Below are 14,229 nucleotides of genomic sequence, written 5' to 3' on the forward strand. Positions count from 1 at the left end.
GGGCGGCGATCCGCTTCAGCCCACCACATCAGCGTCGCGGGTAGGGCTTCATCGGATCACCTTCCGGCCCGCCATACAGCGCAACAGAACAAAAAGACTCGAGGAGATACCGATGAGCACCACCGAAACCACCACTCCGGGCTTCAAGCCGAAGAAATCCGTGGCCCTTTCCGGCACCGCCGCCGGCAACACCGCCCTGTGCACCGTTGGCCGTACCGGCAACGACCTGCACTACCGGGGCTACGACGTGCTGGATTTCGCCAATCGCTGCGAATTCGAAGAGATCGCCCACCTGCTGGTCCATGGCAAGCTGCCCAATGTCGCCGAGCTGGCCGGCTACAAGGCCAAGCTGAAGGCCCTGCGCGGCCTGCCCGCTGGCGTCAAGGCCGCGCTCGAGCAGCTGCCGCCTTCCGCCCACCCGATGGATGTGATGCGCACCGCCGTCTCCGTGCTGGGCTGCCTGTCGCCGGAGAAGGACGACCACAACCACCCCGGCGCCCGCGACATCGCCGACAAGCTGATGGCTTCCCTGGGTTCCGCGCTGCTGTACTGGTACCACTACAGCCACAACGGCAAGCGCATCGAGGTGGAGACCGACGACGACTCCATCGGCGGCCACTTCCTGCACCTGCTGCATGGCGAGAAGCCCCGCGAATCCTGGGTGCGCGCCATGCACACCTCGCTGAACCTGTACGCCGAGCACGAGTTCAACGCCTCCACCTTCACCTCGCGGGTGATCGCCGGCACCGGCTCGGACATGTACTCCTGCATCGCCGGCGCCATCGGCGCGCTACGCGGGCCCAAGCATGGCGGCGCCAACGAGGTGGCCTTCGAAGTGCAGAAGCGCTACGACAGCCCGGATGAGGCCGAGGCCGACATCCGCGCCCGTGTCGAGAAGAAGGAAGTGATCATCGGCTTCGGCCACCCGGTCTACACCGTCTCCGACCCGCGCAACAAGGTGATCAAGGAAGTGGCCCGCGAGCTCTCCGTGGAGCAGGGCAACACCAAGATGTTCGACATCGCCGAGCGACTGGAAAGCACCATGTGGGAAATCAAGAAGATGTTCCCCAACCTCGATTGGTTCAGCGCCGTCAGCTACCACATGATGGGCGTGCCCACCGCCATGTTCACCCCGCTGTTCGTGATCGCCCGCACCTCGGGCTGGTCCAGCCACGTCATCGAACAGCGCATCGACGGCAAGATCATCCGCCCGAGCGCCAACTACACAGGCCCCGAAGACCTGAAGTTCGTGCCGCTCAAGGACCGTAAATAACAATGACCACGACCGTGAACAGCCAATACCGCAAGCGCTTGCCCGGCACCGCGCTGGATTACTTCGACGCCCGCGAGGCGGTCGAGGCGATCCAGGCCGGCGCCTGGGACAAGCTCCCCTACACCTCCCGCGTGCTGGCCGAGCAGCTGGTGCGCCGTTGCGAGCCCGCCGACCTGACCGCATCGCTGGAGCAGCTGGTTTATCGCAAGCGCGACCTGGATTTCCCCTGGTACCCGGCGCGCGTGGTCTGCCACGACATCCTCGGGCAGACCGCGCTGGTGGACCTGGCCGGCCTGCGTGATGCCATCGCCGAGCAGGGCGGGGACCCGTCCAAGGTCAACCCGGTGGTGCCGACCCAGTTGATCGTCGACCACTCCCTGGCCGTCGAGGCCCCGGGCTTCGACCCGGACGCCTTCGAAAAGAACCGCGCCATCGAGGACCGCCGCAACGAGGACCGCTTCCACTTCATCGACTGGACGAAAACCGCGTTCAAGAACGTCGATGTGATCCCCGCCGGGAACGGGATCATGCACCAGATCAACCTGGAGAAAATGAGTCCGGTGATCCAGGCGCGGGGCGGCATCGCCTTCCCCGACACCTGCGTCGGCACCGACTCGCACACGCCGCACGTGGACGCCCTGGGCGTGATCGCCATCGGCGTCGGCGGCCTGGAAGCCGAAACCGTGATGCTCGGCCACCCGTCGATGATGCGCCTGCCCGACATCGTCGGTGTCGAGCTGACCGGCCAGCGCCAGCCCGGCATCACCGCCACCGACATCGTCCTGGCGATCACCGAGTTCCTGCGCAAGGAGCGCGTGGTGGGCGCCTACGTCGAGTTCTTCGGCGAGGGGGCGGACAGCCTGTCCATCGGCGACCGCGCGACCATCTCCAACATGTGCCCGGAATACGGCGCCACCGCCTCGATGTTCTACATCGACGAGCAGACCATCGACTACCTCAAGCTCACCGGCCGCGAGCCCGAGCAGGTGGCGCTGGTGGAGAACTACGCCAAGACCCTGGGGCTGTGGAGCAGCGCGCTGAAGACCGCCGAGTACGAGCGCGTGCTGAGCTTCGACCTGGGCAGCGTGGTGCGCAACATGGCCGGCCCGTCCAATCCGCACCGCCGCCTGCCCACTTCGGCGCTGGCCGAGCGCGGCATCGCCGACGAGGCCAAGCTGCAGGCTGGTCGTGACGAAGAGGCGAAGGGCCTGATGCCCGATGGCGCGGTGATCATCGCTGCCATCACCAGCTGCACCAATACCTCCAACCCGCGCAACGTGATCGCCGCCGGCCTGGTGGCGAAGAAGGCCAATGCCCTCGGCCTGGTGCGCAAGCCCTGGGTGAAGACCTCCTTCGCCCCGGGCTCCAAGGTCGCCAAGCTGTATCTGGAGGAAGCCGGCCTGCTGCCGGAGCTGGAGAAGCTCGGCTTCGGCATCGTCGCCTACGCCTGCACCACCTGTAACGGCATGTCCGGCGCGCTGGACCCGGTGATCCAGAAGGAGATCATCGACCGTGACCTGTACGCCACCGCCGTGCTCTCGGGCAACCGCAACTTCGACGGGCGCATCCACCCCTACGCCAAGCAGGCCTTCCTCGCCTCGCCGCCGCTGGTGGTGGCCTATGCCATCGCCGGCACCGTGCGCTTCGACATCGAGCAGGACCCGCTGGGCACCGATGCCCAGGGCAACCCGGTCACGCTGAAGGACTTGTGGCCGAGCGACGAGGAGATCGACGCCATCGTCGCGGCCTCGGTGAAGCCCGAGCAGTTCAAGCAGATCTACATCCCGATGTTCGACCTGGGCAGCGTGCAGGAGGCGGAAAGCCCGCTGTACGACTGGCGCCCGATGTCCACCTACATCCGCCGTCCCCCGTACTGGGAAGGCGCGTTGGCCGGCGAGCGCACGCTCAAGGGCATGCGGCCGCTGGCGATCCTGCCGGACAACATCACCACCGACCACCTGTCGCCGTCCAACGCCATCCTGGCGGACTCGGCCGCCGGCGAGTACCTGGCGAAAATGGGCCTGCCGGAGGAGGACTTCAACTCCTACGCCACCCACCGTGGCGACCACCTGACGGCCCAGCGCGCCACCTTCGCCAACCCGCAGCTGGTCAACGAGATGGCCGTGGTCGATGGGCAGGTGAAGAAGGGTTCGCTGGCCCGTGTGGAGCCGGAAGGCCAGGTGATGCGCATGTGGGAAGCCATCGAAACCTACATGAACCGCAAGCAGAACCTGATCATCGTCGCCGGTGCCGACTACGGGCAGGGCTCGTCCCGCGACTGGGCGGCCAAGGGCGTGCGCCTGGCGGGTGTGGAAGTGATCGTGGCCGAAGGCTTCGAGCGCATCCACCGCACCAACCTGGTGGGCATGGGCGTGCTGCCGGTGGAGTTCAAGCCGGGCACCACGCGCCTGACCCTGGGCCTGGACGGCACCGAGACCTACGACGTCGAAGGCGACATTTCGCCGCGCTGCGACCTGACCCTGGTGGTCAATCGCCGCAACGGCGAGGTGGTGCGGGTACCGGTGACCTGCCGCCTGGACACCGCCGCCGACGTCAGCGTGTACAAGGCCGGTGGCGTGCTGCAGCGCTTCGCCAGGGACTTCCTCAAGGGCGAGGTCGCCTGACTGCGCAGGGTGGAGGGCGCTTTTCCCTCCACCCTGCGGCTCATTGATTGAAGGCTTAGCCCGGATGACATCCGGGCCATTTCTCAGGACTGCACTCATGGCTCATCTGCCGCAAGTGAAAATCCCCGCCACCTACATCCGTGGCGGCACCAGCAAGGGTGTGTTCTTCCGCCTGCAGGACCTGCCCGAGGCCTGCCAGGTGCCGGGCGAGGCCCGTGACCGGCTGTTGATGCGGGTGATCGGCAGCCCCGATCCCTACGCCGCGCACATCGACGGCATGGGCGGGGCGACCTCCAGCACCAGCAAGTGCGTGATCCTGTCGAAGAGCAGCCAGCCGGGGCACGATGTCGACTACCTCTACGGGCAGGTCTCCATCGACAAGGCCTTCGTCGACTGGAGCGGCAACTGCGGCAATTTGTCCACCGCGGCGGGCGCCTTCGCCATTCATGCCGGGCTGGTGGACCCGTCACGCATTCCGGCCAACGGCACCTGCGTGGTGCGCATCTGGCAGGCCAACATCCAGCAAACCATCATCGCCCACGTGCCGGTCACCGATGGCCAGGTGCAGGAAACCGGCGATTTCGAGCTGGACGGGGTGACCTTCCCGGCGGCGGAGATCGTGCTGGAATTCCTCGATCCGTCGGATGACGGGGAGGAGAGCGGTTCCATGTTCCCCACCGGCAACCTGGTGGATGAGCTGGACGTGCCGGGCGTCGGCTCCTTCAAGGCGACCCTGATCACCGCCGGCATTCCCACGGTGTTCGTCAACGCCGAGGACATCGGCTACACCGGCACCGAGCTGCGCGAGGCCATCAACGGCGATCCCGAGGCGCTGGCGCGCTTCGAGAAGATCCGCGTCGCCGGCGCACTGCGCATGGGGCTGATCACGTCCCCCGAAGAGGCGCTGACCCGCCAGCACACGCCGAAGGTGGCGTTCGTCGCGCCGCCCAGGGACTACCAGGCCTCCAGCGGCAAGACGGTGAAGGCCGACGAGATCGACCTGCTGGTACGAGCGCTGTCCATGGGCAAGCTGCACCACGCGATGATGGGCACGGCGGCGGTCGCCATCGGCACCGCCGCGGCCATCCCCGGCACCCTGGTGAACCTGGCGGCCGGCGGTGGAGAGCGCACGGCGGTGCGTTTCGGACACCCCTCGGGCACCCTGCGCGTGGGCGCTGAAGCCCGGCAAGTGGACGGCCAGTGGCAGGTGACCAAGGCAATCATGAGCCGCAGCGCGCGGATATTGATGGAAGGATGGGTGAGGGTTCCGGCGTAGCCGGAAGCCTCAAGCTTCAAATCGCAAGCGGCAAGAAAAAGCCCGGGCATCTCGCGAGACCCGGGCCATGATCGTCTTGCAGCTTGCAGCTTGCAGCTTGCAGCTTTATTTGAGCCTCCGCTCGACACCTTTCTCCACGAGAATCTTCGCCGAGATCTCCTCGACCGAGAAATGCGTGGAGTTGATGAAGTTGATGTTCTCGCGACGGAACAGGTTCTCCACCTCGCGGACTTCGAACTCGCACTGGGCGAAGCTGGCGTAGCGGCTGTTGGGCTTGCGCTCGTTGCGGATCGCGGTGAGGCGGTCGGGGTCGATGGTCAGGCCGAACAGCTTGCTCTTGTACTTCTTCAGGGCGGCCGGCAGTTGCAGGCGCTCCATGTCTTCTTCGGTCAGCGGATAATTTGCGGCACGAATTCCGTATTGCATTGCCATATACAGGCAGGTCGGCGTCTTTCCGCAGCGGGAAACGCCAACGAGGATGAGGTCGGCCTTGTCGTAGTAATGCGTGCGGGCACCGTCGTCGTTGTCGAGGGCGAAGTTCACGGCCTCGATGCGTTCCATGTAGTTGGCGCTGTGGGCGATCGAATGCGACTTGCCCACCGAGTAGGAAGAGTGCGACGTGAGTTCCTGTTCCAGCGGGGAGAGGAAGGTCGAGAAGATGTCGATCATGAACCCGTTGGACGTGGCGAGAATGTCACGGATTTCCTGGTTCACGATGGTGTCGAAGATGATGGGCCGGGCCCCGTCCGCCTCGGCAGCTATATTGATTTGCTGTACCATGGCGCGCGCTTTTTCGACGCTGTCTATATAAGGCCGCGTGAGCTTCGCGAAGGTAATGGTCTCGAACTGCGCCAACAGGCTCTGCCCGAGGGTTTCAGCGGTGATGCCGGTACCGTCGGAGATGAAAAAAGCGGTTCGTTTCATGCGCCAAAGGCCTTAAGTCGGGATCGATTCTTGGCTATCATAGGCCCGTTTTTGCTGGCCCATTGCCGGCCCGCATTGTGACTCATTTTTCCGGCCTCGCGCCAGAACACGGCGGAACCGCTCCGCACGAGCTTTTCCAACAGATAGTGGAGAGATCACCTTGTACTATCCAGTTGCTGGCGCAAGCCCAGTATACAAGGTCTCTCCCTTCAACTGCATTCCCCGATCTAACACTTTCCTAACAGGGTTCTAACACCCCGCGCCCGGCATTTAAGAGTTCGTTACCACTTCACTCTTAAATGCCCAGGAAGGCAACTCTCAGCCCTTAGAGGCACCAATTAGTGAACCTAAGGTAGTCAGGCATTCATGGTCCTGAAGATCGCCTGTGGGCGACTGTAGGGCCTTTAAGAATCTGAGAGAAAAATCTGAGAGCCCATCTCATTGGGGATCACCTCGGGATTCCCCCCGGTGCCCCTATGCCACCCTGGGCGCCTATAAGGACCCCATGCGCTACCCGCGCCCTAAGGACCCCAAGGGAGACCCATGCAACCTGTTGATTCCTAAGGGTTTCTAACAGTTGTGACACTGGGTAGACCCATGGGGACTATGGGCCTGTGGGTGCCTATGGGGCCACTGGTGGGGCTTGAGGGTTCGCCTAAGGCGTCCATGGCTGTCCCTATCTGTAAGCGCACCTCAAGCCCTCTCAAGGCCACCTAAGGCCATCCCTACCCATTCCCACCTAAGGCCAGACCACAGCCCTACCTAAGGCCGACTTAGTGACTTAGGGTTAATTTAGGGTTTTATCGATTTAGGGTGTTGACTTAAACCCTAAGTTCGATATTATGGCGCCACTCCAGACGGACAGGGTGAAGCCCAAGACGACTGGAAGCGCTCTTTAACACTACGGGAAACACCAAAGGCTGAACGCCTTGAGTTAGCTGGGTCTGCACTGGGCCTTGGTCTCTACGCCTCGCACAGCGGGCACATTAGGGACTGACATACAGGCAGACCGACGAACCGAAGATAAGACCGGCAGGCACTTAGGGTTAACTTAGGGTTTAACACTTGACAGACTTAGGGTTTTCCGTAAGATGAGCGGCAAGTCAGGCAGTGATGCCTTGGACCGAAAGGCCCTAAACGCTCTTTAACAATTCGGATAGTGACAACGTAATGCACACCTACAGCGATGATTCATTAGGTGATGCGCCTCAGGGCCTGAACAGAGGTCATGGGTAGGGACTTAGGGCGCATCCCAATGTAATGCAACGCAATGGAAGGTAACGACGATGGACAAGCTAATCGCAATCCTGAAGCGCCAGGAGGACTACGCCCGGCGCAGCCTGAAGTACGTAACTGTGGACTACAGAATGCCCACGGTTGCCATGCTCGGGCAGAACGACAGCGAGGTGTTTCTGCAAGGGGACGATGCGCAGGCGTTCGTTGAGCAGGTGGAAGTTATGTATGAACAAACGCAGACCCTCTCGAAGGATCAGTGCGAGTTCATCGTGGCTTACGACTATCTCGACATCCTGTACTGAGGGCCGGCAATGAGGTCACTTGAGGAGCTTTACCACAGGGCTCTAATTGCCGGGGATACAGCTGAGGCTGCGCGCCTACTTAGGCTGATTGAGCGTCTTGACGAACAGCGCGCGGCTTATGGACGCGCTATGCGTGGGGAGCCGGTTGAATGAGGAGGCAGCCAGACATCACTTGGCGCGAAGTACGCTGGGCACGGGAACACGATTGGTTCGTCAGCTCGCACGCCCTAAATGGGACCAATGGGCTCTACAGGATCGTTGGGCGCGATGAGACGAGCACGATGGGCATCCGCTACTTCGAGTCCTTTCAGGAGCTTCGGGCCTGGGCTGGGTACTGAGTGATTCAAGTCGAGCGCCTTCAGGGCAGGGCGCTCCGCTGGATTCACCGAAACACCAACGCAACGTAATGCAACGCTAAGGAGTAACACCATGAACCTCGCGAAGAACCTGCTCGTGGCCAGGAGGCGTCAGCACGCCCTGAGTTTGACCAATGAGCGTCAGCTTGAAATGGGCCTGACGTTCCACCAGCGGGCTCAGATTACCGTGTGGGACAGGAGGACGGACCTCGGGGAAACCCTCTGGGGAAGCCTGCAAGGCGTCGAAAGGAGGCATGCGTAATGGCTCGGGTCTTTGGTTCTCAGCTCCCTGAAGCTACTCAGAAGGCCGCAAAGGCAATGTATGTCCATCGGTTCACCGGGGAGCATTGCCCGGGGTGGGCCAGGAGGCCTATGCCCAATGGCGAAGCGTACCCGCTCCAGTTTGCAGACGACGCGGAGTGGTTGGCCAATACGGAATTCGAAGTGACCACTTCAGGGCGCTTGGACAAGCGATATTCCTACTGTCACAGCCACCCAACATGGCCCAACAACCCAGAGCTAAGGAGGGCATCGTAATGTACAAGATCGACATAGGACGCGGAGCCCTACGGTTCACCAAGTATTTCCTCAGCTACAACGAGGCGCTCAGTTATGTTCGAGGCCTCGGCTGGTCCAAGCGCCGCATCAAGCCTGTCCATTAAGTGACACAAGTCGAGACCCTGCGTAGCTCTGCGGGGTCTCCGCTGGTGGCTCTATTAGGGCGTCCTACCACGCTCGTCGAACATCAGGCTCTTCATCAGGTGAAGGGCTGTGAGGTCGCCACCTACTGTCCTGCGCCATGCCTCGTGCGTGGTCAGGTAGAGGCCGTCAATCTCCTTGAATAGGCGCCTGTAGCGCTCCACCTCAAGCACGAGGTGACGCACGGGCCCTGTGGGATTCGCTTTCCATAGCTGCCGGAGTTCTTGGTTGGTAAGGGGGCGAAAGGGCGGAAGCTTGAAGTTGTCCATGGCGGCATTCTACTGGATGGATAAACAGTAGTATGGATGCCCGATGCACCTAACGCAACGCAATGAAACGCAACGTCAATGTGAGGTTATAACGTCATGCAAGCTATTCAAACCAAGTTCTATGGGGCAACCAACACCAGAGGGACGCGCATGAAAGCCACCGCAGGTGCGGGGACGCTGACGCTCAGCTACGACTACGGGCTCAGTCTTGAGGAGAACCACAAAGGCGCGGCAAAGGCCCTGTGCGCAAAGCTTGGATGGGTCTCACTTCCCGGCGGGAATGGCTATACGGATTTCGTCAGCGGCTGCCTACCGGACGGTTCCTACGCTCACGTCTTCCTGCCGCGTAATGAGCAGAAGTAAACACCAGTAAACTCGTGTTTGTCGTATGATTCACGGGATGTGAAACAAGTCGAGCCCTTAGGCCTCTCTGAGGGCTCCGCTGGTTTCACCAAATGCAAAGCAATGAAACGTAATGGAACGCAACGCAATGACATTCCTACTCAGGAGGCGTAGTCCTTACGCCCCAAGAAGAAACACCTGACGTGCCCGAGTGAGCCCTTCACTTGGGCTTCCTCGTGGCCATCGGAAAGATGAATCTCATGCACATGGGAGTATGTAGCGTGGCCACTTTGCCGTTTGATCCTGAATTAAACATCGGAGAACTCCTCGGGAAGATGGAGGATATTCCGGTGGACGCTTCGGTCCCGTATGCAGAGGACTTTAAGCGCCTGGTGAAAACTGGTGAAGCCTGGGGCCCACAAGCCTCGGAAGAATCAAAGTTGGCCACACGCCTATATTACGCAGGCTGGACGAATCAACAAATCGACGATGTTGGTTTGAAGTCGAAGAACGTCCAGAACTTCCGCCGTAAACACGGACACCTAATGGGTAGCCAAGGCCGCCCACCTAAGCCTTACCGCACTGTCCTCGGGCATGTCGGTTTGGAGCCTAAATCCAATGCGGACTTCGTGAAGGAACTTGAGGAAACAAAGCGCGCCCTTGAAATGACTATCGAGAAGGCGCAAGCCGAACTCAAAGTCATCAACGAGGCCCTTGAAGTTTTCAACAAGCAGCCAACATCATGAGGTTCGTTAATGCATGTATTGACCAATGCAGGCGTAGCTATTGCGTCTGTGGACAAGTACCACCCTGAACTCGCAGCACACATCCAGACCCTCAAGGCGATGGGTGAGGCATCTGAGGAGCGCAATGGCCTGACCTGGGCCGACCTCGTAGATGGGCCCGATGCATGGATGTCCAGCCTGGACGCACTCGTTACGGAGTACAGCGGGCGGGGCAAGCGGATGGGACTGATGCACCGGCAAATCTCTGGTGTCTACTCGATCCCCTTCCTACATCCTGGGTACTGCGAAAAGCTGCTCAACGAGATCGCCGCGATGTCCTTCGAGGTGAACCCGGACGAGGCCGCCGAGGTGCAAATCCCTGAGATCACCCTGAGCGACAACTGCCCGGCACTTCACAGCTGCCTTCATGGGCTCTTCAACAACGTGGTCAACCCGCTGACCCGTGTGCTCTACCAGTTGGAGCAGACCAAGATGACCAGCATCCAGTTCGCCCAGTACCGGCCCGACAACACGGCGCATGGAAACTGGCACCACGACCGCGATTCGGACATCACGCTGGTGGTCGCTTTGAGTGACTTCCACGAAGGGGGCGGGACGATGGTGAAGCCGCAGGGTCTGGGCGAGCCGTTTGTGGTCCCTCAGCTACCGCAGGGTCACGCAATGCTCTTCCAGGGCAGCCGGACGCTGCACAAGGGGCTTCCTGTTACTGAAGGGGCTCGCAACCTGCTGGTCTTCTGGAGCGAGCTGAAATGAGGAGATCACTCTTCCTCGTCGCCACCCTGAAGCTCTTCGTCTTGAAGCTTTGCAGCTGCATCGAAGGCCTCAACAAGAGCGGCGCTAAGCGGCGGAACCTGCTCGCCTTCTTGGATAGCGAAGCGGGCCAGACCAGAGGGTTCTTCAGTCTCGCGATGAGCCATGGGGCCTCCAATCAATCGAATGTAATGAAACGTAAGGGGATCATACAGTGACCACTAACGCAACTTCTATTAAATCCATCAAGTTCCACTGCCAGGTCCCCAAGATCAGCGCCGGACAACTCCTGGGCACTGACATCAAATCGACCTTCATCCAGGGCAGCGTAGAGCAGCCGCTGTCCTACCTCATCGACTCTGGTCCGAGCGGATTGCTCTTGGTATTCCAAGGCCCTGCCACCTACGTCTACAAGCTCAGTGATATCCTCGGTCGCATCGAAATAGCTGGGTAGCAGCAAAAACCCTCACTTAAAGGACCAAGGGGTTTCCTGAGAGAAACCTCCCTGGATCACAAGTAGTTCTTCTTTAAGTATTTAAGGACATTAGGATTATTTTCTGATGCGATCACTGCTGCCTGAAAAACATGATTTCAGTGACATAAGGGAGTCTCCCGAGGCTTTCACCACGCTCTCCAGGCTGTTCGGTGAAGACCTTGCGGTACAGCAACTTGCCCTCGAACACGAGGCATACGAACTGGGCGAAGCCCGCTTCCTCAAGGGTCTGGAAAGGTCCATCGAGCAAGGCGACTTCGCAGATAGTCAACCCGCACAGCCACTACTCACCGCCCTGGTCCCCAGGTTCATCAACCGATACAACGAATGGCTTGAACACCAGAACACCAAGGTGCGCCGCAAGCATGTGGCCATTGAGGAGTTCCGCAAGCTGAAGCCTGAAGTCGCCGCTGTGGCGACCATCAAGCGAATCCTCAGCCTCCTTGCCGTCGCTGGCACTGGGGTCTCTGTGCAACGGGTCGCAATCGGCCTGGGCCAGACCATCGAAGACGAGATGCGCTTCGGGCGTATCCGAGAGGAGGAGGTCGAGCACTACAAGCGCTTCGTGAAGCCCGCCCTGGATAAGCGCAACGGCCAGCTCTACAAGAAGGAGTACCTGAAGGCCGTTGAGCAGAAGATGCTCGAAGCCGGTGAGCTGAAGTCCGACTGGGTCTCCTGGGAACGGGACGAAGCCGAACCGGAGAACGACAGGCGCTTCCAAGTGGGCATCAAGCTCATGGAAATCCTGATCGAGTCCACTGAGCTGATCGTGGTCCGCAGGGACAACGCCGGCAACGTGAAGAAGGACCAAGAGACCGTCGAGCTGCACCCTGAGTGGGTCCAGAAGCTCGGTGAGCGGGCCTTCAGCCTCGCAGGGATCGCCCCTGTTTATCAGCCCTGTGTCGTCCCTCCCAAGCGGTGGACGGGCGTCAAGGGCGGTGGCTACTGGGCCAGAGGCCGGAAGCCGCTGAACTTCATCAGGGTCCGCAACAAGCGCGCCCTGGAGCGTTACCGCGATGTCTACATGCCGGAGGTCTACGAGGCCGTGAACCTCGCCCAGGACACCGCATGGAGCGTGAACACCAAGGTCCTTGAGGTCGTCAATGCGCTGGCTGAATGGCGCAACGTCCCAATCGAGGACTTCCCATCCCTGGACAAGGAAGAGCTGCCACAGCGGCACGATGGGATGGACGAGGACGACTTGATCCTCAAGCAATGGAAGAAGGAAGCCTCCAAGGTCTACCGCAGGGAGCGGGCCAGGACCTCCAGGCGTCTGCGCTTCGAGTTCATCGTTGAGCAGGCCAACAAGTTCAAGGAGTACGAGGCCATCTGGTTCCCGTACAACATGGACTGGCGAGGCCGGGTCTACGCGATCCCAGCGTTCAACCCGCAGGGCAACGACATGACCAAGGGCCTCCTCCAGGCCGCCAAGGGTGAGCCGATTGGAGCCCAAGGCCGGAAATGGCTGGCGATCCACGGTGCCAACACCGCAGGGGTCGATAAGGTCTCCTTCGCCGACCGCCTTCAGTGGGTCGAAGACAACACCGCGATGATCCTTGAGGTCGCTGCTGATCCGCTGGGCTGCACCTGGTGGATGCAACAGGACTCGCCCTTCTGCTTCCTCGCGTTCTGCTTCGAGTGGGCCGGTGTCCAGCAGTACGGGGACGCCTGGGTGTCAGCTCTACCAGTGGCCTTCGACGGAAGCTGCTCGGGCATTCAACACTTCAGCGCCATGCTCCGCGATGAGCGGGGCGGGAAAGCGGTCAACTTGGTCCCAAGTGAGACCGTGCAGGACATCTACAAGCTGGTGGCGGACGAGGTGAACAAGCGCCTACTGGCTGACCTGCAGAACGGCACTGGGAACGGGAAGGACTTCAGGACCAACGACAAGACCGGCGAGATCACTGAGTTCATCGTCCTGGGCACCAAGGCCATGGCGGAGGGCTGGACGAAGTACGGCGTGACCCGAAAGGTCACCAAGCGCTCCGTCATGACGCTGCCATACGGCTCCAAGGAGTACGGCTTCAGCGACCAACTGCTGGAGGACATCATCCGGCCCGCAGTCGACAAAGGGGAGGGGACGATGTTCACCGACCCAGGCCAATACGCCCGGTATCTCGCGAAGCACATTTGGGAATCCGTGAGCGTGGTCGTCGTGGCTGCCGTGGACGCCATGAACTGGCTCCAAGCCTCGGCAAAGCTGATGGCCACCCCGGTGAAGGACAAGAAGACCAAGGAGATCATCAAGCCCTGTCTCCCGGTGAGCTGGACGACACCCGATGGCTTCCCGGTCTGGCAGGAATACTTCAAGCCCGTGAAGAGGCGCATCGACCTGATGTTCCTCGGCTCTCACAGGATGGAGGCCACCGTGGTTGTCCGGGACTCGAAGGAGCTGGACGCCAGGAAGCAAGAAGCCGGTGTGTCTCCCAACTTCGTCCACTCCCAGGACGGAAGCCACCTCAGGAAAACCGTCGTGACCGCTGCGAGTCGCTACGGGATCGACTTCTTCGCCCTCATCCATGACTCCTTCGGGACCATCCCAGCGCGCGCCGAGCAGATGTTCAGGGCCGTCAGGGAAACCATGGTCGAGACCTACGAAAACAACGATGTCCTCGCCGAATTCCGCAACGAATTCATGGACCAGCTCCACGAGACCCAACTGGAAAAGATGCCGGCCCTGCCCAAGGCGGGAACGCTGGATATCCGCTTGATCCTTCAATCCGACTTCGCATTTGCATAAGGAACCGCACTGATGACTTTCACCCTGATTCTCTTCCTGTACGCCGGCATCTGGGCCGATGGCGACTCCATGGCAGTGACCAGCGTACCGAACTTCAAGACCCTGGAAGCCTGCGAAGCGGCTGGCAAGCAGAGCGGAGCCCTGGTCAAGGGCACCAAGAAAGAAAACGCCTTCATTTGCGTTCAACAGTAAGGACACA

Annotated in this window: 14 protein-coding genes; 12 read left to right on the forward strand and 2 right to left on the reverse strand. The window is 60.8% G+C overall.

Features of this window, described 5'->3' with window-relative positions; all coding sequences use genetic code 11:
* The first annotated feature begins 112 nt into the window (after positions 1 to 112).
* From prpC to prpF, 3 genes are all read left to right on the forward strand, one after another.
* A complete protein-coding gene (gene prpC / locus WFQ67_RS10015) occupies positions 113 to 1,273 on the forward strand; it encodes a bifunctional 2-methylcitrate synthase/citrate synthase (RefSeq protein ID WP_074968784.1) in 1,161 nt (386 codons plus the stop codon).
* A 14-nt stretch (positions 1,274 to 1,287) separates the two neighbouring features.
* Positions 1,288 to 3,897: a Fe/S-dependent 2-methylisocitrate dehydratase AcnD gene (gene acnD, locus WFQ67_RS10020; protein WP_337056887.1), complete on the forward strand. Its 2,610-nt coding sequence runs from the start codon at positions 1,288 to 1,290 to the stop codon at positions 3,895 to 3,897.
* Positions 3,898 to 3,994: 97 nt separating this feature from the next.
* A complete protein-coding gene (gene prpF, locus WFQ67_RS10025; RefSeq protein WP_337056721.1) occupies positions 3,995 to 5,173 on the forward strand; it encodes a 2-methylaconitate cis-trans isomerase PrpF in 1,179 nt (392 codons plus the stop codon).
* 105 nt (positions 5,174 to 5,278) lie between these two features.
* Here prpF and ppsR read toward each other — a convergent pair whose 3' ends face one another.
* Entirely contained in the window at positions 5,279 to 6,097 is an 819-nt protein-coding gene (gene ppsR, locus WFQ67_RS10030) for a posphoenolpyruvate synthetase regulatory kinase/phosphorylase PpsR (RefSeq protein WP_111261444.1), read from the reverse strand.
* Positions 6,098 to 7,383: 1,286 nt separating this feature from the next.
* Here ppsR and WFQ67_RS10035 point away from each other — a divergent pair.
* The 6 genes from WFQ67_RS10035 to WFQ67_RS10060 all read left to right on the forward strand — a co-directional run bounded on the left by WFQ67_RS10035 (position 7,384) and on the right by WFQ67_RS10060 (position 10,800).
* Positions 7,384 to 7,635: a hypothetical protein gene (locus tag WFQ67_RS10035; RefSeq protein ID WP_337056723.1), complete on the forward strand. Its 252-nt coding sequence runs from the start codon at positions 7,384 to 7,386 to the stop codon at positions 7,633 to 7,635.
* 429 nt (positions 7,636 to 8,064) lie between these two features.
* Positions 8,065 to 8,253: a hypothetical protein gene (locus WFQ67_RS10040; RefSeq protein WP_337056724.1), complete on the forward strand. Its 189-nt coding sequence runs from the start codon at positions 8,065 to 8,067 to the stop codon at positions 8,251 to 8,253.
* A 274-nt stretch (positions 8,254 to 8,527) separates the two neighbouring features.
* Positions 8,528 to 8,653 carry a hypothetical protein gene (locus tag WFQ67_RS10045; RefSeq protein WP_337056725.1) on the forward strand — a complete coding sequence of 42 codons (126 nt, stop codon included), beginning with the start codon at positions 8,528 to 8,530 and terminating at the stop codon, positions 8,651 to 8,653.
* A 402-nt stretch (positions 8,654 to 9,055) separates the two neighbouring features.
* Positions 9,056 to 9,322 carry a hypothetical protein gene (locus tag WFQ67_RS10050; protein ID WP_337056726.1) on the forward strand — a complete coding sequence of 89 codons (267 nt, stop codon included), beginning with the start codon at positions 9,056 to 9,058 and terminating at the stop codon, positions 9,320 to 9,322.
* 260 nt (positions 9,323 to 9,582) lie between these two features.
* Entirely contained in the window at positions 9,583 to 10,047 is a 465-nt protein-coding gene (locus tag WFQ67_RS10055) for a hypothetical protein (protein ID WP_337056727.1), read from the forward strand.
* A 9-nt stretch (positions 10,048 to 10,056) separates the two neighbouring features.
* Positions 10,057 to 10,800 (forward strand): hypothetical protein, encoded by a 744-nt coding sequence (locus WFQ67_RS10060; protein ID WP_337056728.1) that lies wholly within the window; start codon positions 10,057 to 10,059, stop codon positions 10,798 to 10,800.
* A 5-nt stretch (positions 10,801 to 10,805) separates the two neighbouring features.
* Here WFQ67_RS10060 and WFQ67_RS10065 read toward each other — a convergent pair whose 3' ends face one another.
* Positions 10,806 to 10,964 carry a hypothetical protein gene (locus WFQ67_RS10065; protein WP_337056729.1) on the reverse strand — a complete coding sequence of 53 codons (159 nt, stop codon included), beginning with the start codon at positions 10,962 to 10,964 and terminating at the stop codon, positions 10,806 to 10,808.
* A 47-nt stretch (positions 10,965 to 11,011) separates the two neighbouring features.
* On the opposite strand from WFQ67_RS10065, the gene WFQ67_RS10070 reads away from it, so the two are divergent.
* From WFQ67_RS10070 to WFQ67_RS10080, 3 genes are all read left to right on the forward strand, one after another.
* The gene (locus WFQ67_RS10070) at positions 11,012 to 11,251 is read left to right on the forward strand and encodes a hypothetical protein (protein WP_337056730.1); all 240 of its coding nucleotides are present in this window, start codon (positions 11,012 to 11,014) and stop codon (positions 11,249 to 11,251) included.
* A gap of 106 nt (positions 11,252 to 11,357) precedes the next feature.
* Complete coding sequence (locus tag WFQ67_RS10075) at positions 11,358 to 14,030, forward strand: DNA-directed RNA polymerase (RefSeq protein ID WP_337056731.1); 2,673 nt, start codon at positions 11,358 to 11,360, stop codon at positions 14,028 to 14,030.
* A 12-nt stretch (positions 14,031 to 14,042) separates the two neighbouring features.
* A complete protein-coding gene (locus WFQ67_RS10080) occupies positions 14,043 to 14,222 on the forward strand; it encodes a hypothetical protein (RefSeq protein WP_337056732.1) in 180 nt (59 codons plus the stop codon).
* Positions 14,223 to 14,229 lie beyond the last annotated feature (7 nt).

Source organism: Pseudomonas sp. USHLN015, from assembly GCF_037153275.1.
Lineage (GTDB): Bacteria > Pseudomonadota > Gammaproteobacteria > Pseudomonadales > Pseudomonadaceae > Metapseudomonas > Metapseudomonas tohonis.